The sequence below is a fragment of the Secundilactobacillus oryzae JCM 18671 genome (assembly GCF_000740055.1).
GTDB classification, from domain to species: domain Bacteria; phylum Bacillota; class Bacilli; order Lactobacillales; family Lactobacillaceae; genus Secundilactobacillus; species Secundilactobacillus oryzae.
This window is the reverse complement of record NZ_BBJM01000019.1, coordinates 17,089-40,643: the sequence shown is the minus strand read 5'-3', so window position 1 is coordinate 40,643 and position 23,555 is coordinate 17,089. Positions and strand designations below refer to the sequence as shown.

The 23,555-nt window shown below is 44.2% G+C and carries 25 protein-coding genes and 2 riboswitches; of the genes, 13 read left to right on the top strand and 12 right to left on the bottom strand.

Annotated elements, in window-relative coordinates; all coding sequences use genetic code 11:
- Positions 1 to 117: 117 nt before the first annotated feature.
- A complete protein-coding gene (locus LOSG293_RS06180) occupies positions 118 to 555 on the bottom strand; it encodes a GNAT family N-acetyltransferase (RefSeq protein ID WP_034528279.1) in 438 nt (145 codons plus the stop codon).
- Positions 556 to 617: 62 nt separating this feature from the next.
- Positions 618 to 1,277 (bottom strand): histidine phosphatase family protein, encoded by a 660-nt coding sequence (locus tag LOSG293_RS06175; RefSeq protein ID WP_034528268.1) that lies wholly within the window; start codon positions 1,275 to 1,277, stop codon positions 618 to 620.
- 175 nt (positions 1,278 to 1,452) lie between these two features.
- On the opposite strand from LOSG293_RS06175, the gene LOSG293_RS06170 reads away from it, so the two are divergent.
- On the top strand, positions 1,453 to 3,585 hold the full coding sequence (locus tag LOSG293_RS06170) for an LTA synthase family protein (RefSeq protein WP_034528267.1): 2,133 nt from the start codon (positions 1,453 to 1,455) through the stop codon (positions 3,583 to 3,585).
- Between the two features lie 39 nt (positions 3,586 to 3,624).
- Here the strand turns inward: LOSG293_RS06170 and LOSG293_RS06165 are convergent, their stop codons facing one another.
- A complete protein-coding gene (locus LOSG293_RS06165; RefSeq protein ID WP_034528266.1) occupies positions 3,625 to 4,626 on the bottom strand; it encodes an NAD(P)/FAD-dependent oxidoreductase in 1,002 nt (333 codons plus the stop codon).
- Between the two features lie 14 nt (positions 4,627 to 4,640).
- The gene (locus tag LOSG293_RS06160; protein ID WP_034528265.1) at positions 4,641 to 5,696 is read right to left on the bottom strand and encodes a PrsW family intramembrane metalloprotease; all 1,056 of its coding nucleotides are present in this window, start codon (positions 5,694 to 5,696) and stop codon (positions 4,641 to 4,643) included.
- A 153-nt stretch (positions 5,697 to 5,849) separates the two neighbouring features.
- On the opposite strand from LOSG293_RS06160, the gene LOSG293_RS06155 reads away from it, so the two are divergent.
- Entirely contained in the window at positions 5,850 to 6,809 is a 960-nt protein-coding gene (locus tag LOSG293_RS06155; RefSeq protein ID WP_034528264.1) for a nucleoside hydrolase, read from the top strand.
- Between the two features lie 54 nt (positions 6,810 to 6,863).
- Here LOSG293_RS06155 and LOSG293_RS06150 read toward each other — a convergent pair whose 3' ends face one another.
- Genes LOSG293_RS06150 through LOSG293_RS06140 form a run of 3 tightly spaced genes read right to left on the bottom strand, consistent with a single transcriptional unit; the run spans position 6,864 to position 9,741 of the window.
- Positions 6,864 to 7,664 carry a Cof-type HAD-IIB family hydrolase gene (locus LOSG293_RS06150; protein ID WP_034528263.1) on the bottom strand — a complete coding sequence of 267 codons (801 nt, stop codon included), beginning with the start codon at positions 7,662 to 7,664 and terminating at the stop codon, positions 6,864 to 6,866.
- 12 nt (positions 7,665 to 7,676) lie between these two features.
- On the bottom strand, positions 7,677 to 8,483 hold the full coding sequence (locus LOSG293_RS06145; protein ID WP_034528262.1) for a Cof-type HAD-IIB family hydrolase: 807 nt from the start codon (positions 8,481 to 8,483) through the stop codon (positions 7,677 to 7,679).
- A gap of 13 nt (positions 8,484 to 8,496) precedes the next feature.
- Complete coding sequence (locus LOSG293_RS06140; RefSeq protein ID WP_051907240.1) at positions 8,497 to 9,741, bottom strand: D-alanyl-D-alanine carboxypeptidase family protein; 1,245 nt, start codon at positions 9,739 to 9,741, stop codon at positions 8,497 to 8,499.
- Positions 9,742 to 9,865: 124 nt separating this feature from the next.
- Positions 9,866 to 9,955, top strand: a riboswitch (TPP riboswitch).
- A 99-nt stretch (positions 9,956 to 10,054) separates the two neighbouring features.
- On the opposite strand from LOSG293_RS06140, the gene LOSG293_RS06135 reads away from it, so the two are divergent.
- The 4 genes from LOSG293_RS06135 to LOSG293_RS06120 all read left to right on the top strand — a co-directional run bounded on the left by LOSG293_RS06135 (position 10,055) and on the right by LOSG293_RS06120 (position 13,150).
- Positions 10,055 to 10,621 carry an ECF transporter S component gene (locus LOSG293_RS06135; protein ID WP_034528260.1) on the top strand — a complete coding sequence of 189 codons (567 nt, stop codon included), beginning with the start codon at positions 10,055 to 10,057 and terminating at the stop codon, positions 10,619 to 10,621.
- Positions 10,622 to 10,636: 15 nt separating this feature from the next.
- Positions 10,637 to 12,076: an ATP-binding cassette domain-containing protein gene (locus LOSG293_RS06130; protein WP_034528259.1), complete on the top strand. Its 1,440-nt coding sequence runs from the start codon at positions 10,637 to 10,639 to the stop codon at positions 12,074 to 12,076.
- A complete protein-coding gene (locus tag LOSG293_RS06125) occupies positions 12,073 to 12,729 on the top strand; it encodes an energy-coupling factor transporter transmembrane component T family protein (protein WP_034528257.1) in 657 nt (218 codons plus the stop codon). Before LOSG293_RS06130 ends, LOSG293_RS06125 begins: the two co-directional genes overlap by 4 nt.
- A 61-nt stretch (positions 12,730 to 12,790) precedes the next feature.
- Entirely contained in the window at positions 12,791 to 13,150 is a 360-nt protein-coding gene (locus LOSG293_RS06120; protein ID WP_152551114.1) for a hypothetical protein, read from the top strand.
- Between the two features lie 45 nt (positions 13,151 to 13,195).
- On the opposite strand, the gene LOSG293_RS06115 is transcribed toward LOSG293_RS06120, so the two are convergent.
- Together LOSG293_RS06115 and LOSG293_RS06110 are read right to left on the bottom strand one after the other, a co-directional pair.
- Positions 13,196 to 13,732, bottom strand: coding sequence for a hypothetical protein (locus LOSG293_RS06115; RefSeq protein WP_034528253.1), 537 nt, complete (start codon positions 13,730 to 13,732; stop codon positions 13,196 to 13,198).
- 194 nt (positions 13,733 to 13,926) lie between these two features.
- Entirely contained in the window at positions 13,927 to 14,472 is a 546-nt protein-coding gene (locus LOSG293_RS06110) for a C40 family peptidase (RefSeq protein WP_034528251.1), read from the bottom strand.
- A gap of 260 nt (positions 14,473 to 14,732) precedes the next feature.
- Between LOSG293_RS06110 and LOSG293_RS06105 the strand changes: the two genes are divergently transcribed.
- Positions 14,733 to 14,924, top strand: a complete 192-nt coding sequence (locus LOSG293_RS06105) for an LBP_cg2779 family protein (RefSeq protein WP_034528249.1) — start codon at positions 14,733 to 14,735, stop codon at positions 14,922 to 14,924.
- A 20-nt stretch (positions 14,925 to 14,944) separates the two neighbouring features.
- On the opposite strand, the gene LOSG293_RS06100 is transcribed toward LOSG293_RS06105, so the two are convergent.
- From LOSG293_RS06100 to LOSG293_RS06090, 3 genes are all read right to left on the bottom strand, one after another.
- Positions 14,945 to 15,295, bottom strand: a complete 351-nt coding sequence (locus LOSG293_RS06100) for an ABC transporter permease (RefSeq protein WP_034528248.1) — start codon at positions 15,293 to 15,295, stop codon at positions 14,945 to 14,947.
- A gap of 18 nt (positions 15,296 to 15,313) precedes the next feature.
- Positions 15,314 to 16,480 carry a hypothetical protein gene (locus tag LOSG293_RS06095; RefSeq protein WP_034528247.1) on the bottom strand — a complete coding sequence of 389 codons (1,167 nt, stop codon included), beginning with the start codon at positions 16,478 to 16,480 and terminating at the stop codon, positions 15,314 to 15,316.
- Between the two features lie 72 nt (positions 16,481 to 16,552).
- Positions 16,553 to 17,524, bottom strand: coding sequence for an asparaginase (locus tag LOSG293_RS06090; protein ID WP_034528246.1), 972 nt, complete (start codon positions 17,522 to 17,524; stop codon positions 16,553 to 16,555).
- A gap of 123 nt (positions 17,525 to 17,647) precedes the next feature.
- Positions 17,648 to 17,745, top strand: a riboswitch (purine riboswitch).
- A gap of 113 nt (positions 17,746 to 17,858) precedes the next feature.
- Between LOSG293_RS06090 and LOSG293_RS06085 the strand changes: the two genes are divergently transcribed.
- The 6 genes from LOSG293_RS06085 (at position 17,859) to LOSG293_RS06060 (ending at position 23,515) form a co-directional block, all read left to right on the top strand.
- Positions 17,859 to 19,199: a nucleobase:cation symporter-2 family protein gene (locus tag LOSG293_RS06085; RefSeq protein WP_034528275.1), complete on the top strand. Its 1,341-nt coding sequence runs from the start codon at positions 17,859 to 17,861 to the stop codon at positions 19,197 to 19,199.
- Between the two features lie 123 nt (positions 19,200 to 19,322).
- Positions 19,323 to 19,697, top strand: coding sequence for a hypothetical protein (locus LOSG293_RS06080; RefSeq protein WP_034528245.1), 375 nt, complete (start codon positions 19,323 to 19,325; stop codon positions 19,695 to 19,697).
- 11 nt (positions 19,698 to 19,708) lie between these two features.
- Positions 19,709 to 20,800: an ABC transporter ATP-binding protein gene (locus tag LOSG293_RS06075; RefSeq protein WP_034528244.1), complete on the top strand. Its 1,092-nt coding sequence runs from the start codon at positions 19,709 to 19,711 to the stop codon at positions 20,798 to 20,800.
- An 11-nt stretch (positions 20,801 to 20,811) separates the two neighbouring features.
- Positions 20,812 to 21,630 carry an ABC transporter permease gene (locus LOSG293_RS06070; protein ID WP_034528243.1) on the top strand — a complete coding sequence of 273 codons (819 nt, stop codon included), beginning with the start codon at positions 20,812 to 20,814 and terminating at the stop codon, positions 21,628 to 21,630.
- Entirely contained in the window at positions 21,627 to 22,445 is an 819-nt protein-coding gene (locus LOSG293_RS06065; RefSeq protein ID WP_034528241.1) for an ABC transporter permease, read from the top strand. The genes LOSG293_RS06070 and LOSG293_RS06065 overlap by 4 nt, the downstream gene beginning before the upstream one ends.
- Positions 22,442 to 23,515, top strand: a complete 1,074-nt coding sequence (locus LOSG293_RS06060) for an ABC transporter substrate-binding protein (protein ID WP_034528239.1) — start codon at positions 22,442 to 22,444, stop codon at positions 23,513 to 23,515. The genes LOSG293_RS06065 and LOSG293_RS06060 overlap by 4 nt, the downstream gene beginning before the upstream one ends.
- Positions 23,516 to 23,555 lie beyond the last annotated feature (40 nt).

Genomic DNA, 23,555 nt, shown 5'->3' with positions numbered 1-23,555 from the left:
AGGAGCTAAGCTCCTTAATCTTGACTAAAAAAGTGGAATCTAAATCGAATTATCCGATTTAGATTCCACTTTTTAGAGACTTATGTCACAGCCTCTTTTAATTTGCTTTCAAATGTTTTAGTCATCAAGTCGGTACATCATTTTGCGGTGACGAATCCCCGCTTCCAAAAATGGTTCACTGACAACCTCAAAGCCCATCTTTTCATAGAAGCCAATCGCTGTCTCTTGCGCATCCAGCACGGCCTCATAAAAATCCTCTGCTCTGGCATCTGCTAATACCCGTTTAATGACCTGGGTGTTATAACCATTTCGCCGATGTTGTTTCAACGTCGCTACCCGTTGAATACGAACTCGTTTATTGAACAGCGGTTTCAAGCGGGCAGTTGCGACCGCTTCCCCACCGACATAGGCAACGTAATGCTTCGTATCCTCATCTTGATGATCGAGTTCCAAATCTGCATCGACACCTTGTTCTTCAATAAAAACAGTCTTGCGAATCGCAAGCGCATCTGGGTAAACGGTATTTTCGGTTCCAATTACTTGTTTAATTTCCATTGCCAACACACCCTTAACTAAATTATGACTACTTGAGCGCATCGGCCTCGTTCTGTCATTTTTTATTTTTCATTGTACGAAATAACCTTAATCCCATCATCACTTAATTCGAGACGGGTCAAGCTACCATTTTCTGGCCGCTTGGATAGGTCATATTTGCCTTCACCATAACGCTCCATCAAGCTTAGTAGCGTATTACCGTGACTAATCAATAGGACGTTGGCGTCATCTGCTAATTCTTGATTTTCACGAATCAGTTCAAAGCCCTGATCCACCCGTTGCCAGTACTCATCGTTATTTTCAGCTAAGTGAAACGGATCGGCTTCCTTCAAGAAATCCTTCGCCTTGCCAATTGAATAGGTTGATTGAATGTCTTTAAAGGTTGGGACACCATGAGGCGCTCCGGCTAAATACCACGCCTGATCCATGTCATTGCCCTCGTAGTAACCGTAAAATTCTTCGCGGAAGAACGGACTGGTAACTGGCTCCTTCACCTTAGACGTTTGATTAGCGGCTAATATCAACCGAGCCGTCTCCATGGCCCGTGTGGTGTCACTGCAATAAGCCGCATCAAAGTGGATATTGGCTAATTTAGCCCCGGTCTCCTTCGCGCCATCGATGCCCTTTTGGGTTAAAGGTGAATTACTCCACCCTTGAAGCTTGTTGAAGATGTTGAAATAGGTTTGTCCGTGCCGAACCACGTACAGGTTTAATTTTGCCATGCTAAATCACTCCTTCACTACTCCAAGTATACAGCATAATATTTTCATAAATCACGCAAGATTTGAGATTTAGTACTCGAAAATCTGGTACGATACTCTCAATAAGTGTCAATTATCGAAGTATGTTAAAATTTATAAGTTAAACTTCATTACATAAGTAAAAAGGGGTACCATCTTGAAAGCAATTAAAACTTTTTGGGAACAGCGTAACACGCGCCTCGGATTCTTTAGCTGGCTAGTTTTTCTGTTTTGGCTAAAGACCTTGTTGACGTATTTTGTCGACTTCCGACTTGGCGTCACAAGTATCTTCCAATGGTTCATCTTAGTCATTAATCCGTTTGCGACAACCATCTTACTATTTGGTATCGCACTTTATTTAAAAAAATCGCGACTCTTCTACCCCATTATCATTATTATCGATATTGCCAATACCGTGCTCCTGTACCTGAACGTCATCTACTTTAGGGAATTCACCGACTTCATGACCATTTCAACTATGACCGGTTACTCTAAGGTCAATCAGGGACTGAGCGGTAGTTCACTCGCCCTCACGAACGTCCACGATTTATTTTACTGGTTGGATATCGTCCTCATTGTCGGTTTCTTACTATTCCGGAAAGTCAAAATTGATCACCGCCCACTCAATAAACGAATTGGTTGGGCAGTTACCTCAATTGCGTTTCTCTTATTCAGCGTCAACTTAACACTTGGAGAAATGGATCGTCCACAGTTGTTAACTCGGACCTTTGACCGCACCTATCTGGTTAAATACCTCGGTATTGACGCCTTTACCGTTTATGACGGTGTCAATACGCAACATACGGATTCCATTCGCGCAACGGCCAAGAAATCAGAATTGACCAGTATTAAAAAGTACACACGCGAACATTTTGCAGCACCAAACCAGGTTACCTTTGGTAAGGCCAAAGGTAAAAATGTCATTGTCATTCACTTGGAAAGCTTCCAGCAATTCTTGATTGATCGTAAGGTTAACGGCAAGGAAGTCACGCCATTCTTGAATCAGCTCTACCACAGTAAATCGACTTATGCGTTTGATAACTTCTTCCACCAAGTCGGTCAAGGCAAGACAAGTGATGCTGAGAATTTACTTGAAACCAGTACCTATGGGCTACCTCAAGGATCGTTATTTGCTCAACTCGGTAGTGAAAACACCTTCCAGGCAGCGCCCGCCATCTTGAATCAACGGGCAGGCTACTCGAGTGCCGTCTTCCATGGTAATGTTGCTAGTTTCTGGAATCGAAATAGTACGTACAAAAACATGGGCTATCAATACTTCTTTGACGCTAGCTATTACAACACTTCCGGCGACCGGGCAACCGGTTATGGCCTCAAGGATAAGCTATTGTTCCGCGATTCTGTACCATTCCTAGAGAACCTTCAACAACCGTTTTATGTGAAATACATTACCGTGACGAACCATTTCCCTTACACTCTTGATTCTGAAGATACTAAGTTCAAGGGAACGGATACCGGCTCAAAAACGGTTGATAATTACTTTGTTACCGCCCATTATTTGGATCAATCCATCAAAGAATTCTATGCTTATCTTAACAAAGCCGGCCTCGCCAAAAAGTCACTCATTATGATTTACGGTGACCATTATGGTATTTCCAATTCTGAAAATCGCCAACTTGCTAAGGTGCTAACCAAGAATCCTGACGACTGGGATGATTTTGACAATGCTCAACTGCAACGAGTGCCGCTGATGTTTAACATGCCTGGTACTTCCGGCGGTGGTATTCAGCACCAATATGGTGGTGAGGTGGATGTTTTACCTACCCTCTTACACCTACTAGGGCTCAACTCTAAACGTTACATTCAGTTTGGGACTGACTTACTCTCCAAGCAACACGATCAAATTGTGGCATTCCGAAATCGCGATTGGGTGAGTCCAAAATACACGTCTGTATCTGGTACCCTCTATCTCAACGCAACTGGTAGTGAAATCAAAAATCCTTCCAAGGCGCTGCAGAAGAAAGTCGACAAGATTAATGATCATGTTCGTAAGGAACTGGATTTATCCGATTCGTTAAATGAAAAGAACCTACTCCGTTTCTACACGCCTAAAGGCTTCACCGCTGTTAAAGCTAAAGCCTTTGACTACTCTGATGGTCTTGACAAAGAAAAGGCGATCGAAGAAAAATTAGGGCTCAAATCAACCAGTGTCTTTAGTAAGCATAATGATAAATCAACCTTATCCCTGTACGAAACAAATGCACCTGAAGTGAACCACAAATCAACTGAATCAAACCGAATTAAAATTACCAATCCGGATAACGGTAGGTAAATCAAAGGCGCCGTGCAAGTCTGCACGACGCCTCTTTTACTATTTCAGTTTCAACGAGGTACTGTGAACCGGTCCTCGACGATCTGGATAAATCTCTTGCATCATCGCATTGATGGCTGTGGGGCCTTCGCCGTACCCAGTTGCAATCAACTGTTGCTTACCAGGATACAAGACCCCATCTCCAATCGCATAGATGCCAGGCTCACTGGTCTGCATAAACGAGTTCACCTTAATCATCCGATGATCTTCTTCAAAATCCACATGCCAACCGCTTACAGCCTTATTATCAGACACAAAGCCATAACTGACCAAAATATCATCCACCTGCACGTGCTCGATGTCATCATCCGTTTTAACTCGTTTGAGTGCGATGTCTAGCTTGCCATCTAGCTGTTCTTGAATATCATGAACTAAAAACGGGGTCTTAATATTAACTGATGAATCCTCCAACTTTTGAACCATATATTCTAAAGCTCGGAAAGAATCACGGCGGTGCACAATCGTCACCTGATGTGCAACAGGTTCTAACATTAACGCTTGATCAATCGCGGCATCCCCACCGCCGGCAATCAGGACATCTCGGTTGCGGAAATGGTCCAGGTGAGCCGCGTTGTAAAATAACGACTGACCTTCCAAATGATCAATCCCCTCAACAGCAAGTTTACGAGGGGTAAATGCGCCATTTCCAATGGCTAACAAGATCTTTTTGGTCCGCGTCGTTCGACGATTAGTTGTAACTTGAAACCCATCCGCTTCTCGAACAATATCCGTCACCGTTTCGTTTTTAAAAACATCAATAGGAAAGTCATTGAATTGTTCAGTCTGTTGGGCGATTAAGTCGCTCCCCTTGATTGCCGGAAATCCAGCAATATCAAGAATCACTTTTTCAGGGTATAGGGCTTGCACTTGTCCTCCCAACTCAGATAGGCTCTCAATAAGTTGGGTTCTAGCCGTTCGCAATCCGGCATAAAATCCAGCGAACATGCCAACCGGACCACCACCAATAATCGTAATATCGTAAATTTCATCTGTTACCGTCATTTTGTCACCCTCGCTTAAAGTAGATATGTTGATTCAATATGTTGCCCTTGCAACGTTCTGACTTCTCGTAATCCCGCATTGATTAAGACGAAAATTGCAATCCACCCCACAACAATCAACAAGATTTGTTGTAGATCAAACATTTCGAGCCAATTTCCAGGGAAATTCCAATCCCAGGCAGCATGAAGCAGCACTGCTAGAACATAAAATCGCAAAAACTTCATATCTCGCAAGTTAACACTCTTGATAGGAACATGGCGTTCCTTTGCAATCACAATCGCCGCTCCAATAATGGCGGACCAAATTGTATGTGTCCCCAGAGCCTGCCAACTGCGGATAAAAACCGTAATCAGACCATATTCGCCAGTATAACCAGCCGTCTCAAACACTGCAAATCCAGCGCCTACTGCCGCCCCAATCAACAGACCATTAAAGATATAGTTTAATTTAAACCGATTGATGAAATAGAAAATAATCAGCATTTTTGCTGTTTCTTCAACGAAGCCAATCGCCAAAGCTGACTGAAGACCGACGCCATCACCAGTCGGGATAATGGTGTAAAGCACCATCGTCATCACTAGCGACGCAATACCGCCAATCAAAAACACCAGTGTCGTCTGAAACACGGATAGATTTTTAAATACATTAATTTCAAAGAACATAATAAGGAGCGAGAACGGCACCATCAATGATCCGATGAAGATGAGGCCTGGTACCGCCTTTATGCTGTGAAAGACCAGAAAGAGCATTGTCAATAACGCAAAACTAGAGGCTAACAGCGCAAATACCCGTGAAAAGAGCCAGGGCTTAACCGGTGCCGAAGAAACGGTGCATAAGGCTGGTGTCGTTGATTTTGTCCCCACGATGAACAAGGCATCTCCCTCATCTTTACCGTGACGTTTAAAAATTTCCGAGAACATCTGAAACAAATGAATTTCAACGGCTTCATCATCGCCCGTCCAATCATTTAGTTCCTTCGTTGCCTCATTTAGTAGATAATTATACCGTTGTCTGGCTTTCGCCGCCTTTTCAGCATCCCCGTGATTAGGCTGCTTTGTCTCTTCTGGCACGCTTAGTCGCCTCCCTTGCGTTCGAATTCGTTAATTTCATTATAAAGCAAAATTCAGGATAATCGCCTAAAATTCATTTGTTTTTGTCGGAGGACTCCCTTATCATTAAATTAGAGAAGTAATTCTCAAAAAAAGCGTTGGAGGTTTTCACTCATGGCTATAAAAAAGCTCATTTTGGACTTAGATACTGGTATTGACGATGCGATGGCGATTGCTTATGCAGTTGGTGCACCTGATGTCGATTTGATTGGCATCATTGGCTCCTATGGTAACGTGGTTGTTGAAGAAGGTGGCAAAAACAGCCTCAAGATTCTGGAACTTTTAGGCGCAACTGACGTGCCGGTTTACTTAGGTGAATCACACGCCTCACATGCGGATCACTTCGACCGCCTCCCTATCAGTGCCTCGATTCATGGTGAAAACGGAATTGGTGGCGTTACACTACCTGAAGCTAAACGCCCACTAGAAACCACTTCTGGAGTCGACTTTCTGATTGATGCCGTCAACCAATATGGTAAGGATTTAATTTTAGTCCCAACTGGCCCAATGACTAACCTGGCTGCAGCTATTGAAAAAGACCCTGAATTGCCAAACAAAATTGGAAACGTGACCTTCATGGGCGGTGCATTAACCGTACCAGGAAACGTCACACCTTATGCAGAAGCCAACATTCACCAAGATGCTGAAGCTGCCAACGCGGTTTTGACGAGTTCACTGCGTTCAACCATGATTGGGTTGGATGTGACGCTCAGAAACATCCTGACTAAGAAGGAAACGCAACAGTGGCGTGATCTTGGTACCAAAGCCGGAACAGCATTCGCGGACATCGTAGATTACTACATTGACGCCTACGCCGATTTCGATGCCACCCTTCATGGTTGTGTTCTCCATGATCCACTGGCCGTTGGTGTGGCACTCGATCCAAGCTTAATCACCTCGTTTGACTTGAACATGATCGTCTCTACCGATGCCGAGAGCTACGGCCGAACGATTGGGGATACGACTCGTATCAACGAACCTAATCCTAACGTGACGGTTGGCTTAACCTCCGACAGTGCGCGGTACTTGAAACTCTTCATGACCTACCTCACTGACCTTTTCAAACAACACTAATTCAACAAATAAAGCTCATGAACTAACCAATTGGTTGGCTCATGAGCTTTTTAATTAGGCAAAATAATTTTCAGTGAACGCCGCCACACCATCTTCTTCATTAGACAGTGTAACTTCATTCGCCACCGCTTTAACGGCATCTGTCCCATTAGCCATCGAAACACCCACTTGGGCGGCCTTCAGCATCCCCAGGTCATTTTCAGCATCCCCGAACGTCATCAAATTTTCAAACGTCCAGCCAAAATGGCCCAATAACGTTTTCAAGCCAACCGCTTTATCCATGTCGTGATCTAGGAACTCGAGAATATGTGGTTGTGACCGAACAATATGGTAGTGGTCCAGTAGTGACTGATCAACGACTGATTGGACCTTATCCACAACTTCTCGTGGTTGCGCAATGACCGCCTTACTGTAAAGCTGATCCGCTAAGCCGGCAAATGGTGTTGCAGTGTACTTAAGTGTGTTACCCAGTTTATCTGCATAAATTGACGGTGCTAAATCGCTAATTTGGTAATCTTGCTCAAAGTCTAAAACGTCGAGTGAATAGCCATGACTTTTGGAGAAGTCGTACAAAGGCGCCAAACCATCGCGTTTCATGCCCTGTTTTGCCAGAACCGCTTTGTCATTATTATGGACAACCAACGCACCGTTAAACGTAATGGTGTAATCATCAGCCCCGGTTAGCCCAAGTTGATCAATATAGTTCCAAATCGCATTAATCGGGCGGCCGGTACAGAGGACAACTCGCATCCCTTCATCGTGCAATTTTTTGAGTGCTAATTCGTTTCGTTGACTAATCCGCTTATCATTAGTCAAAAGTGTATTATCTAAATCTAGCGCAATCATGTTAATCAAATGACTCGTCCCCTATCTTTTTAGAAAGGCCGCCATCGTATTCAAGACGCCCTCTTCATTGTTGTTCCATTCGGTGACAAACGGTGCGGCTTTGAGTACTTCAGGTGCCGCATTCTTCATCGCGTATCCATACTTGGCAAACTGTAGCATTTCAATATCATTGCCATTATCGCCAAACGCCAAGGTTTCCTCGGGCGTAATTTGCCATTGCTTTTGCAAAAATTCAAGGCCATAAGCCTTGTGTACATGGGGCATGATCACATCCATACCACCCAAGCCACTAGAAGTTGCCCGGAGCTGACCATCGAAATGATTATTAAAATAATCCGCCTTTTCATAGATGTTTACGTGTTCCCATGAAAGGTCCATCTTAAAAATGGTGTCTTGGACGTCAAGTAAATCAGGCACTAACTGAAAATGACTATAAAAATAATTAGACGCCGCAAACCGAGATGAATCTGCACTCATCTCCGTATAGGCACCATTTTGACCAGAAATGATGACATGAACGCCATCAAACATTGGCTGTTCACGAACAAGTTTGATGACCTCATGCCACAATACTGATGGGATTTCGTCGGCATGCAGCGTTTGACCATTCGCCACAATAACCGCACCATTTTCAGCTACGTAGGTAATTTCCCCTTCTAAACCGGAAAAGACCTCCTGAAGGTGCCAGAGTTGGTTCCCACTAGCAGCCACAAAGTGAACTCCCTGGCGTTCCATCTCCGTTAGCATCGTTTGAAAACGGGGGCGATTAAACTTCTTCTCGTCCGATAAAAAAGTCCCATCCATATCCGTTGCAATCATCTTGATCATTGTCAGTGTCCTCCTAGTTAAGCGTCTTTAGTTGATAAATGAGCTTCGTTGATAAGGCATGTTCGTTATCTTGGTTCTGCTTGGCTAAGTTAATCACCGTCGTTGGCACATTCACCTTGCTGGCGGCTTTCATCAGCTTGGTCGTATCATCAAAAACCTTTTTGTCTTTAATAATAACGGTAATAATCCGATTGTTATTCGGCGTTCCAGTTCCCACAAAAGAAGTGCCTGCTCGTGGCGTGTACCCGATTTTTAAGCCATCGACTTTTAATTTTTGATCGTAAGATTCAGCTCCCTTTAACAAGGGCGTGTAGTTATACAGTGTTTCACCTGCCACTTTTTTCACTCGTTGGCGACTAACTGACAGGATCTCTGGATACTTGGTAATAAGTTTTCGCGCAATAGTCGCTAGATTAGCCGCCGACAGCTGATTAGCCGCCTTTGCCGAGGTTCCAGGGACCGTTAAGTCAAACGATTTTAAATCATCATTTTCTAAACCAGATGACGAAACGAAATGCGTTTGACGTAGCCCCCACGCCTTGGCGGTTTGGTTCATTAAGCGAATGAATTTGGTGTTAGATCCAGCAACCCACTCTCCTAGTGCGATGGCGGCGTTATTAGACGACTGAATCATCGCTGCATCCACTAAATCATGGACAGTGTAGGTTCGATTCTTTTTGAATTCAAAACCACCATGAGCCGGATCCTGGCTCATCTTTACCAGTTGTTTGTCCTTCATGACATCGACTTTTTGATGCCAACCCGCTTTCGTTTTCTGAACTTTTTGCATTGCCAGATAAATGGTCATAAGCTTCGCTGTTGAGGCAACCAATTGCGGGCTATTCGCATTTTGCTGTGTTAAAACTTGTCCAGTAGTTGCGTTAATGGCGATAGCCGCCTTTGCTTTTTTGAGCTTGTAGTTGAGTGGCAGCACCTTTTTCAAATGATTGGCTGCAATCCAGCCTTGGTGTGCGTTATCCAGGTAAACATATTTAAACGTTTCATGACGATTCCCCTCAGTCAACTTGGCTGACTTCAGCACATACCAAGTTTGCTTAGACTGATTACTTACCCTTAGCTTTTGGTGCGTCTGGGGATTATAAATCTGTACCCGAGAATCGCTAATTGTGTAAGCGCGGGGCTGCTTACTGGTGGTAATGGCAGACGGAATAGCTTCACGGCTATTAATGGTTACCGCAAACCAGGTTGCCAACAAAATCCCGACCGGTACGCCTATCCAGAGTTTCTTATACCTCACACTTTCGTCCCCTTTCTCAATTAACTATCCCAATTTTATCAAAGATTGGACAAAATAAAAGCTGGGATTGGGCCTTAACTTGCAACCCCTTTCAAAATCTGGTACGCTACTTGTGTAATTTAGTTAAATATATCTGGGGTGCCATTTGGCTGAGATAACACCCATTGAACCTGCTCTGGTTAAGACCAGCGAAGGGAGATAATGACCGGTTTACCATTATTTGACGCATGGAGACCCTCGACTCAGCTGAGTCGGGGGTTTTTTCTTTCCCTAATCCATTTAACTAAATGCAAACTTTCAAGGGGGCGTTTTTATGAACTTTTTCAAAGCATGGCATTTACGCGATATCATCACGTTAGCCTTAATTTCAATCTTTTTCGGGGTTATCTACTGGGTCATTATTCCACTTTATAACATTTTGACTGTTGCACTGACCCCAATCGGATTGGGACCGGCAGCCAACGATATTCTAATGGGCGTTTGGGTTATGGCGGGACCACTAGCCGGTTACCTGTTTAAAATCGCCGGTTCTGCAACTTTGGGCGAACTGCTTGGCTCGGTTGTCGAAATGTTCCTGGGTGGTCAATGGGGCGCTAGCACGCTCATTTCTGGCATCGTTCAAGGCATTGGATCTGAACTCGGTTATACAGTCACTGGCTACAAGGTCTACAACTGGTTTAGCTTGTCTTTAAGCGTTATCACTACCACTATTGTCACATTTGGCTGGGACATGATTCGTAATGGCTATAACCAGTACCACTTAAGTCTATTGCTTTCACTATTTATCATCCGACTCGTGTCCACCTTCTTCTTTGGGGGCGTACTCGTTAAACTCATTATGAACTTACTTGAGAAAAGCCGGGTGCTGTCTGCACGTTAAAATGGAGGGATTTCAGTGGCCAACGTTTCGGTCAATCATTTAACATTTTCATATTCCACTGCGCAAGAAAAACTGCCACCCGTCCTGAACGATGTGACACTGACTTTTTCAGACCGCCACTTTTCCTTACTCATCGGACCATCAGGGACCGGAAAGTCAACTTTATTGAAACTGTTGGCACGACTCTACCCTAGTTTTCGTGGAACATTACAGTCCGGCACAATCGCATACGACGACCAATCGCTTACCGACATGCCAGCAGACACCGTCAGTAAACGGGTTGCTCTCCTATTTCAGGATCCAGATCAGCAATTTACAATGGATACGGTCACCAATGAATTAATTTTTGTGCTAGAAAACCTGCAAGTCGATCCTGCAAAAATGGATGCCATTATCGCTAATGCACTAGCGTTTGTTGGCATCACTCAATTACGGGACCGCACCCTCGCCACACTTTCCGGCGGTGAAAAACAAAAGGTTGCCCTCGCCACCATCGTTGCGATGGATAGTGATGTGATTCTGCTGGACGAACCGTTTGCGAGCATCGATACCTCATCCCGTCAGCACCTAATTGAGCGTTTAGTGGCATTGCGCGACGAAGCGGGAAAAACCATTATTCTTGCGGACCACGATTTAAGTGACTATCAAAATGTGGTGAATGACGTCTTCGAACTTAATCCGAAAACCAAACAAATTTCGCGGTTATCCGAATCGGAAGCTAGCAAGCAATTTAGTCGTTTTGCTAGCGCCAAAACCAGCTTTAACGTGCCACTTCCCAAAACGACAACACCTAGCATTTTAAATCTGCAAAAAGTTCAGTTAACCACTGGTGATCGCACCCTTATGACTGTGGACAAACTGAACATTCCAGCTGGTAAAATCACCCTCCTAACTGGTGAAAATGGCGCGGGTAAATCAACACTCTTCAAAGCGTTAACTCGCTTAAAAACGTACCAGGGACAGATTATCTACGAAACTCATGACATTCAAAAATTAAAAGCTCGCCGTTACGCCTTGCAAGTGGGGCTCATGTTCCAGGAAGCACAAGCACAATTTCTGGGCATTACCGTCGCCGAAGAGCTCGCAATTTCAAAGAAGGCTAGTCACCATCCAGAATTCTACTCTGATCAAAAAATCGCCGAAATGTTAGCTGCCATTAACCTTTCCAATCGTGGTGATCAGGTGGTTTACACGCTGAGTGAAGGCCAAAAAAAGAAGTTACAACTCTTGGGCATGTTGATTACAGCTCCCCCCGTTTTGCTACTGGACGAGCCATTGAAGGGGTTAGATTTAGATTCGGTCGCTACAGTTGCTCAATTCTTGCGTGAGGCCAGTCGACAATTGGACGAAACATTGATTGTTATCAGCCATCAGCTGACTGGTTTAACCCAAGTTGCCGATTACCATCTGCAATTGGCCAATCAAACGTTGACGTATCAGGAGGGCTTATCATGAATCCTAGTTTGAAATTACTCCTATCACTACTTATCGCGGTTGAAATCTCTTTTACCAGATCCTGGACGGTCAATTTGATCTTAGTCATTGCAAGTATCATCTGGCTACTGATTAACCGCGTGGCCTACCGTAAAATCGGACTCCTATTCATCGTTCCTTTACTGCCCGCTCTGGCCATTGGAATTTCGATGGCGCTTTGGACCGACGAGGGATTGGACTTCATCTTGGTTCTGATTACTCGGATTTATGCCTACGTTTTTGTCGGCTCAATTGTCACGCTAACCACTTCACTCCCTCAATTAGTTGCCTCACTTGAGCAAAACGCTAAGTTGCCTTCAAAATTTGCCTATGGATTCCTCGGCGCTTTCAACCTAATTCCCAAAATTACGGCTGAAGTCAGCATTATTCGTGCAGCAGGAAAAATGCGAAATCAGCCAATGCACTTTTGGTCACCAACACTTTATTTCAAGGCAATTTTAGCTTCACTAAATTGGTCAGAAAACTTAGCGGAAGCGATGACTTCTCACGGATTTGTTGAGGACCAACCACGGACACACTACCAGGTTATTAAAATTCCAGTCAAAGATTTTTACTTATTTGGTAGCTTACTGTTAATCTTGCAAATTCTACTGTTTATGATCCATTTACCTTAGTTTGAAAATATACCCATGCTCCAGACTTTGTTCTATAATAAGCGTAGAGAGGGGTGGTCGTATGAAACGGTCAAACTTAACTAACTTCACAGGAGTCTTCGGTGTGGTCGCCATTGTCGTCGGCCTCCTAATTGAGATTATTGCAACAATTGCTGAATTCAACACACCATCTAGTGCAGAGGGCGTTGTTGCGGGCGCAACCCTTTTGGCAATTGGAATGGCATTTCTGCAAAGTCGCTCAACAATTTTAAACATTATCTTACTCGCGCTGAGCGCATTGGGATTTGGCTACTTCGTACTAGTTCAAACGCAGGGCAACTGGCTTTGGACCGTTTTGACGGTCATCTTAGTGGCCATCCTGTTAGGCTACTTCTTTGAAGTACGAATGCGAATTCGCCGAAATCATAGTAACTGGTACTAAAAAAGACCAAAGCAAATTTAAGATTGCTTTGGTCTTTTGGTTTGTTTATTGATGATTAGCTACTAAATAAAAGTTGGCACCACCGTCATCCGAACGATACAGGGCACCCTTTGTCGTCACCTCAAACCAGGCGATAGTTGGGGCCGTATTAGGATCAACACCCTTAGCCTTCATATTAGGCGAATTGTGGTTTTCAACAATTTGAATAATCGTTGCTCCGTTATCGGCCTTGTAAGACGTCATACTGATATCCTGTCGTGCATATTGTCGACTCACTTGTGAGTACGCCCAATTATACATATCCGACAAACTCATACTGGTAGTCGTGGCCTGAGTATCTGTCGTGCTGGTCTTAGAAGGACTAGCACTCGAAGCATTACTGCTACTTGAAGTCGTTGAAGACGCTGAAGATGAACGACTGCTGGTTTCCTTGCTGCTGCTTGAAGATACCGCCTTCGACTGACTTGATTTTGAAGACGACGCTTCATTACTACTCGATTGGCTAGCTTGATTGCTTCCGCATCCCGCTAAGATCAAACTTAGTGCCACTAATGAAGCTGTAATCAATCGACTCTTTTTCATAATTTTGGTCCTCCAATTGATGGAGGCCCTCCCTCCCCTAAACGTTTGATTTCGCCTATATTATACCATTTCAGGCGCTATCAAAATATTACAAATACCTCGGAAAACATAAAAAAGCCCACCATCACTGGTGGACTTCCTGCTTGATAAACTACAGTATCGTAGTTGTAATCAAAATGATTACCGAAGATTAATTAACGATTAACTGTTCCAGCAAAGCTAGGCATGAACGCGCTGTTGATTGTTTGTACGCTGACGTTCTGGCCTGGTTGTGGCGCTGCCACATACTGGTTGTTGCCAATGTAGATGGCAACGTGGTAACTCGCGCCTTGCGCTCCCCAGAAAAGTAAATCACCTGGTTGAGCGTTTGCCACTGCCTTCTTGGTAACCTTGCTTTCTTGTGTCACCGTGTAGTGCCCTAATTGAATGCCGGCCGCTTCACGATAAACGTAGTCGGTTAATCCAGAACAGTCCATTCCTTGGAGGGATTCGCCACCCCATACATACGGAATGCTTTGAGAAGCTAGCTTTTTGGCTAAGTTAACAACAGCCGTGCTAGTTGAATCAGTTGCTGTATCTGAGCCGTAACTCGTGGCCTGCACTGTGCTCGTATAAACTTGTGCTGACGTTGAAACTGATTGCGATGTGTGTCCTGCAGCATTGGCGCTGGCGCTGATCATTGGCGTCAATGTAAAAGCTGCCGCCGATGTAATTGCTAAGATTGATTTATTAAACTTCATTAAGTTCACCTCATTGTTATTTTAAAACAGTCTCCACTATACCTGGCCCACATCACAGACCGGTATCACGAAAGTTGAATTCTGATAACAATGAATCACTAGCAGATTACACCAGCTTTAAGTTAGTTTACCGCACCACTACGGCAACAGCAACGTTTATGTTTGAAAATAATTCCCTTTTCTGAAATCAGTTTGTCACCATTTTAACCAAAGTTGGCTATAATAAAATTGAACAACCATATTTAGCTTGGAGGGAGTGTATGTCACGCGAAATTAACAGTATAGCAGAAGATATCATCACTTTCCAGAGAAAACACAATTTGACCGACAACGAACTTGCTTTCAATATTCATATGACGGTGGAAAGGTTGCACGACATTAAGTCGATGGAATCAGATCCTACACCAGAAGAGCATAAGCTTATCGAGCAATATTTTACCCGACATGCCTAATAAAAAACGAACCGATAGTTTTATCTCGGTTCGTTTTTTTGTCTCTTCAAGTTTTGTTGAACGTTCTGATTTCGCTTGATGTTGGCCTCATGCTGCGTTTTGCTTTCCGCCAAGCGTCGTTGCTCTCGGAGTTCCGCTTCTTTTTTCGCCTTCTCCGACGCAATCCGTTGACTTTCCTTCCAGTATCGATAGGCACCCACCGCAATCAATGCCACAAAGATTTGCACGGGGTAATAGAGCCAGGTCTGAGCACTGACTGGCTTACCACCTAAAAATGGTCCTGCCAGAATGTAGGCTGCATATAGAATGGCAATCAAGATGACAATTTGGAGCGTCTCAATTAACCACTTAGGAAAAGGTGTTTTCTTCATGTTACGGAATCCTCCTGCTTATAACTCACCAGAATTTTTTAGTTGTTGCTCAATTAAATGGGCTTCCAAATAGTCAAAACCAATCTGGAAGATTTCATCAATTCGGATGGATTGGCCAACCGAATCAACGATTTGGGTGTCTTCGATTTCATGGAAAATGACATGATCTTGCGTCACGTGGCTCGGATACCCCACCATTGATTGACCATCTTGTAACCGAATTTGCAAAACGCGCTTGAAGGCGGCTGCCTGACCAAGCACAGAAACGAATAGGTCGGTTGTGGCGTCAAAAAGTCGCTCATCATTCAAAACGGGCTGCAGCTCTGTTCCAATGCGCTCGTTCGTTTGAACCAATAAGTTGACCGTTTGGAGATAGTCTGAAGCTGTAATGACTTCTCGAATCTCGGCATGGCGTAAAAGCACGTAACCACCGAATTGTCCCGACATGTCCACCAAATTCATGACCATGCCGCTTTCGTTAATCGAATTAACCTTACCAACAAAAAACATCTGCCGGTTACCATCTGGAATCAGGGCAATGTAAGTTTGCTGTGCAAGTGCTCTAGCAAGCTGTTGCTCTTTTTCTAACGTACTTAGTACTTTAACTGATGGTTGGTGTGCTTGCTTAAGCATCTCAGGCATAATCAGAGCTTGAAGCGTCAGTTCACGCCCCTGGAATTCCACCAACTTAACCGCCGAAAACGGTAAAGTCACGGCTTTGTTTTCCGAATAGTTGAACTTATTAAAGGTCTCCAATTCAATACCAGTGGCCGTCAACTTGGAAATCTGGCCTTCGTAAAAAGTCCCTTCTTGCTGATCCATAATCATTAAGACCCACTCGTGGTTAAGTGCCTGCGTCAAAACTTGATTGAGCAGCGGTTGATCAGCCGTAAATTGCTCCGTAATACCGTGAATATCAATCAAGCTCTCCTCGGCGGCGTTCGCAATTCGAAAAAGCATGTTATCTAGATCATCACTATCAAACTCAACTTCCTCAATGACTTCCAAGTCAAGGTAGACTGCGCCATCTGGCAATCCGGTGTCGCTGAAAGTTTCAATGACTAATCCAGTTTGATCGATTGCACTAACGTAGCCCGTGTAGACGACTTCCTGGTTCTTTTGAAAAATGTTGACTAAAAATTGCTTGCTTTGGGCATACTTCAAATCCGTTAAGATTGAGTCCATTGGCGACACCTCCCTGTCCTTGTTTAGATTCCCAATTTTATCACAGTTTCCTCATTCGAAACAGGGGTTCGCCTATGAGATTGCGTTGTTCACAAACTGGGTCAATGACTCACCAGCAAGACCACCACTTAGGCCGACTAAAAGCTTAATCCTAGCTTTTTGACCGTTCAACCCCTGGCAAAGAATAACGCCCATCTTTTTGAGTCCAACGCCACCGCCCTCGTAATCGTAAATATCTTGAGCAACGCCGTTGTAACAGCGCGAAACCAATACGATTGGCACATTACGGTCTAATAGACGCTGAATGGCTGCCAACGTTTGTGGTGGTAAGTTGCCGGCTCCTAGGCCTTCAATGACTACACCGTTCGTTTCAGCCGGTAGAAAGTCGAACAATTCACCCGTCATCCCCGCATACGCTTTAATGAGATAAACATGGTCCACCACGTGGTCAACTTGACAGGTGGTTTGGCGAATTAATTCTTGGAAGTAACGGGCTTCTTGGTTTGACACAATGCCAATTGGACCAAACGTTGGGGTTCTGAAGGTCGCAACATTCGTCGTGTGCGTCTTTGTGACGTAGCGGGCGGTATGAATTTCATCGTTCATCACCACGAGTACACCTTTGTCACGGGACTCATCATCTGCTGCCGTTGCAATGGCACTTCTAAAGTTGTACAAACCATCTGATCCGATTTCGTTTGAAGAGCGCATTGCCCCTGTGATCACGATTGGAATCGTGTTGGGCAACGTTAAGTCCAAAAAGTAGGCTGTTTCTTCCAATGTATCCGTTCCGTGAGTAATAACTACGCCGTCAATGCCGTCCCGCTCAGCTTGCTCAATTCGATTCTTCAGCTGTAACATGATTTCCGGTGTGATATGTGGTGAAGGCAAATTAAAGAGTTCATCGGTGATTAAATCAACCTGCCCGTTCAAAATAGTTTGGTTTTGGGCAATCGGATTATCCGAATTCGGGACAACTTCACCACTTTCATTTTGCGACATCGAAATGGTGCCTCCGGTATGAATTGCTAAAATCTTTTTCATGCGTGTCATTTCCTCTCTCAAATGATTAATAAGTCCATCATACGGTTTTTTAATAAAAATGGCGTGAAAATTCTCACCAAATTTATCCTTGTAATTCTAATTTAGTGGTGCTAAGATGAATCCAATTTAAAAAAACGTGATGCCTATATATAGCCATAATAAGGTTGGCTGTTTCTACCCAGTACCGTAAATACTGGACTATAAGCAAAAGTGCAAACCGATGACGTCTGGTTATCGGTGGCTCCTTTGCCTATAACGGCAAGGGAGCTTTTTTCTTTGCCAATAGGATCTTCACAATAGGAGGAAAATTTTGGACTATCAAAACGGTGTTAGCATCAAGGAAGACATTGAATCAATTTCAAACGGTAAAGCAGCAATTCTTGGTTTTCAACATCTGCTGACCATGTATTCCGGTGATATGCTGGTCGCCCTCTTAATCGGAGCCGCATTGCATTTCAGCGCCTTACAAATTGCTTACCTTGTCAGTGTTGATATTTTCATGTGTGGGATTGCAACGCTTTTACAACTAAAGCGAACGCCTCTTACGGGTATCGGCTTGCCAGTTGTATTGGGTTGTGCGATTCAAGTTGTGACACCGTTAAGTTCCATCGGTCAAAACATGGGGATTGGCGTCATGTATGGCTCAATTATCGGCGCTGGTATCTTCGTTTTCCTTATTAGTGGTCTATTCTCGAAAATTCGCAACTTCTTCCCACCAGTCGTAACGGGGTCCTTAATTACTGTTATCGGATTTAGTTTAGTTCCCGTTGGTTTCCAAGACTTGGGTGGTGGTGATGCCACTTCATCTCACTTTGGCGATCCTAAGTTCCTCCTCATTGGTTTTACAACAATGGTCGTCATTCTACTCATGAACAGCTATGCTAAGGGCTTCATGAAATCACTGGCCATCCTATTGGGTCTGATTGCTGGAACAGCAATCGCCGGAATGCTCGGTATGATTTCCCTTGAACCCGTTATGCAAGCCACTTGGTTCCATTTACCAACGCCATTTGCTTTTGCGACCCCTAAGTTCGAATGGTCATCCATTTTAACCATGATTGTTGTTTCACTGACCACCATGATTGAATCAACTGGGGTTTTCTTCGCTTTAGCCGATATCACCGGACGCAAATTAGATAGCGCCGATTTGAAGCGTGGGTACCGAGCTGAAGGAATTGCCGCCATTCTTGGTGGAATTTTCAACACTTTCCCATACTCCACCTTCTCCGAAAACGTTGGGGTCCTTCAACTATCTGGTGTTAAGTCACGTAAGCCAATTTACTTCTCTGGCTTCTTCCTCTTAATTTTAGGCTTACTACCAAAAGTTGGCGCCCTTGCTACCATCATCCCGACTTCCGTTCTTGGTGGTGCCATGATTGTGATGTTCGGAATGGTCGGCGTTCAAGGTATTCGGATGCTCCAAGACGTTAACTTCAAGGATAACCACAACTTACTCATCGTCGCTATTTCAATCGGTTTGGGCTTAGGCGTGACGGTCTACCCTCAAATTTTCCAATCATTACCAGAATTTGCTCGTTTAATCTTAACAAATGGCATTGTGATTAGTAGCTTCTCAGCCGTATTATTGAACGCAATGTTCAATATTTCCCTCTCGCCACAACGAGTTGCTGCCGAAGTTCACACGGATGCCGTTGAAAAAAACGAAACTAAATAATTATGTTTACAGAGCCCAAAGCAAAGATGCCTCGGGCTTTTTTATTTTCCGCTGAATAGCTTTTGTCGCAACGGTTTTTGGGCTATAATGAAGGTCGATATTTTAATCAGAGGAGGCCCGGTCATGACGGAAGAGAATCGCTTTTATCAACCACAAAATTCCAAGGACGCGCTTCGTTACATCGAAAAACTATTCAATTCATACAAAGACGCACCATTAACCCAAGAACTACTCGATTACCATTTAAAACTCGTGAACCAGGTCCAAACCGATATTTTATCAACCGCTAAATCTGAAAACATCCCGTCACGGGTGACCGCCGCCACAGACCTTGCAGAAGCCTTGCAACAATGGCAGCGGATTCGAATGAATGGTAAACCTTATAATGGTCGGATTCGTCATTTCCATTATGAACCAGAAAACAGCTTGCCTAAATTTAAACGCAAAGTGATCAAATCAAATTCAACCAATAGCCATCGATCAAGTCGGCACGGATAGGAGGAACATCATTGGCACAACCCATTGTTAAACTAAATCACGTCAGTAAAAGCTACGGTGACAGCACCGTTTTAAAAGATATTAATCTCGAACTGGAAGCCGGTAAGTTTTATACATTACTTGGCCCATCTGGTTCTGGCAAAACCACCATACTTCAGACCATCTCTGGCTTCACTTCCGTGGATGCAGGCGATGTTTATTTTGATGGCCAACGCATTAACGAGTTACCACCTAACCGTCGCAAGGTTAATACAGTTTTTCAAGACTATGCCCTTTTCCCCAATATGAACGTTTTTGACAACGTGGCGTTTGGACTAACCCTTCAGAACGTCAAGAAGGCAGAAATCACTCGTCGCGTCACTTCTGCTTTGAAATCTGTCCACTTGAATGGCTATGGCAACCGAGAGATTTCCGAACTTTCTGGTGGTCAAAAGCAACGGGTGGCAATTGCCCGCGCCATCATCATGGAGCCCAAAATGCTTCTCCTTGATGAACCTCTCTCTGCCTTGGACGCCAAATTGCGTCGTGATATGCAATACGAATTACGTGAACTGCAACAACGACTTGGCATCACCTTCTTATTCATCACCCATGATCAGGAAGAAGCGCTAGCGATGAGTGATGAAATTTTCGTGATGAACGATGGCGTAATTCTCCAAAGTGGGACCCCTGTCGACATTTACGATGAGCCCATCAACCACTTTGTTGCTAACTTTATTGGTGAAAGTAATATCCTAAACGGCGTGATGCGTGAAGACTACGTGGTCGAATTTGTCGGCAAACGCTTCGAATGTGAAGATGCTGGTATGCGACCCAACGAACCCGTAGAAGTCGTCATGCGTCCTGAAGATCTGACCATTACAACTGTTGAAAACGGTAAGTTAGTGGTCACTATCGATACACAACTGTTCCGCGGTGACTACTACGAAATCGCCGCAACCGATGATGACGGCAACGAATGGCTCATTCACTCCACCAATTCAGTTCCTGATAATAGTCGTGTCGGAGTCACTTTTGCGCCTAATGACATTCACGTGATGCGTTTCAACGAAAGCGAAGAAGACTTCGATGCCCGACTTGAAACCTATGAAACTGATGATTAAGGAGACGCGTGATGAAATCTAAAACAGCTAACTTATTTTATTTCATACCCTATAGTCTCTGGCTCTTCCTGTTCGTAGTTGCCCCAGTGGCCCTTATTCTATACAACTCATTCTTAGATATTAATCACCACTTTACCCTGGCCAACTACACCACCTTCTTTAAATCAGGAACCTACTTGATGATGACCCTTAACTCACTGTGGTATGCCCTGCTGATTACGCTCGTGACGCTGCTAATCAGTTATCCCACGGCCTATTTGTTGAGCCATTTGAAGCACAAACAACTCTGGCTGCTGCTCATTATTTTACCAACCTGGATTAATTTGCTGTTAAAGGCCTACGCATTTATCGGAATTTTTAACCAAACGGGGGTTGCAAACCAATTTCTGAGTTTCATTGGCGTTGGACCACAGCAACTGTTATTTACTAACTTTAGTTTTATTTTTGTCGCTACTTACATTCAAATTCCATTCATGATTATGCCTATTTTTAACGCTATGGAGGATCTCAACCAGTCTTACATTAACGCCAGCCATGACCTTGGTGCCACGAACTGGCAGACTTTCCGACGTGTAATCTGGCCAATGACCCTTCCTGGTGTTAAAGCCGGGGTTCAAACCGTCTTTATTCCTTCACTATCCCTCTTCATGCTAACCCGTCTAATCGGTGGTAATAAGGTTATCACCTTGGGTACCGCAATTGAGGAACACTTCCTGATTACCATGAACTGGGGCATGGGTTCTACGATTGGTGTTGTTTTGATTGTGGCAATGGTTATCATCATGGTATTGACCGGTGACGCAAAATCGAGGGGAGGCTTTCAAAAATGACAAAGCGCTTTAAGTTCAGCAATCTTTACCTATTAGTCGTTTTTATCATTTTGTATGCGCCAATCCTTTTTTTGATTGCGTTCTCATTCAGTGAGGGCGACTCAATGAGCCATTTTCAAGGCTTTACACTCTCTCACTACTCCGCCTTATTGCGGGACAGTCGCTTAATTATTATTGTGCTCCAGACCTTGTTGATTGCACTCCTGTCCTCATTGTTTGCTACCATTATTGGAACGCTTGGTGCATTAGGTATTAACCAAACCAGCCGGACCATCACCCGTAACACGATTCTGTCTTTTAATAACATTCTAATCGTGTCACCCGACGTCATCATTGGTGCCAGCTTTTTGATTTTCTTTACTGCCCTCCAATTACCATTAGGATTTAGCACGGTTTTGCTTAGCCACATTGCTTTTTCAATTCCGATTGTGGTTTTGATGGTACTGCCCAAGTTACGCGAATTAGGAACCAGCATGGTTTCCGCAGCGGCTGACTTAGGCGCTACTAACTGGCAAATTCTCTCAAAAATCGTTTTTCCATTTATCACGCCTGGTATCTTATCAGGCTTCTTCATGGCCCTCACCTATTCACTGGATGACTTTGCTGTGACGTTCTTCGTAACCGGGAACGGTTTCTCGACGTTATCCGTTGAAATTTACTCACGAGCACGTCAGGGAATTAGTTTGGAAATCAATGCGCTATCCGGTGTTCTTTTCGTCTTCTCGCTCTTGCTGGTTGTGGGCTACTACTTCCTCAACCAATACCAACAAAGTCGAAAACTTAAACGCACCACTCGAGAGGAGGATATCTTATGAAACGACTCTTCTCACTCCTAGTCGGTATTTTGGCAGTATGTGCGCTACTCGCCTTTTCCGCCAACCGGCTTCAAACTAAATCAGGTGACTCCGGTACGAAGGTTTTGAATCTTTATAACTGGGGCGATTACATTGATCCCGCTCTAATCACCAAATTTGAAAAGGAAAGTGGCTATCATGTCAACGTCGAAACTTTCGATAGCAATGAAGCCATGTTTACCAAGATCAAACAGGGTGGTACCAGCTATGATCTAACCGTCCCAAGTGAGTACATGATTGAAAAAATGAAGGCGGCCCATTTGCTCCAGCCACTCGATAAAAGTCGGCTAACCGGGATGTCCAATCTGGACGCTCGCTTCACCAATCAATCTTTCGACCGTAACAACAAATACTCTGTACCTTATTTCTGGGGAACGCTGGGAATTGTCTACAATGACAAGTTCATCAAACCCGGTGAAATCAGTCACTGGAACGATCTCTGGAAATCAAAGTACCGAAATGACATCATGCTTGTTGATTCCACTCGTGATATCATGGGCTTCTCACTCGTTTCAATGGGGAAATCTGTGAACACTACCAATCCAGCAACGTTACGCGCCGCCCAACATAAATTGGACCAACTCTCGCCTAATGTGAAGGCAATTGTGGCTGATGAAATCAAAATGTACATGGCAGACAACGAAGCGCCAATCGCCGTTGACTGGTCGGGCGAGGCGTCCGAAATGATTAGCAATAACGCCCATCTACACTACGTTGTGCCGTCCGAGGGAAGTAACTTATGGTTCGACAACCTGGTAATCCCCAAGACCGCCAAGCATTACGATGCGATTTACGCCTTTTTAAACTTCATGCTCAAACCAGAAAACGCCGCACAAAACGCAGAATATGTTGGCTATGCAACGCCTAACAAGAAAGCGAAAGTACTACTACCAGCATCCATTCGTAACGATAAACAATTCTATCCACCAAGTAGTACCATCCAAAATCTGGAAGTCTATTCTGATCTCAGTCCTAAAACCATTGGCCTCTATAACGATCTTTACCTCGAGTTCAAGATGCATACCCATTGAAAAATTGCGTTGAAGCGCTAGAATGGAATTAGAGGTGTTG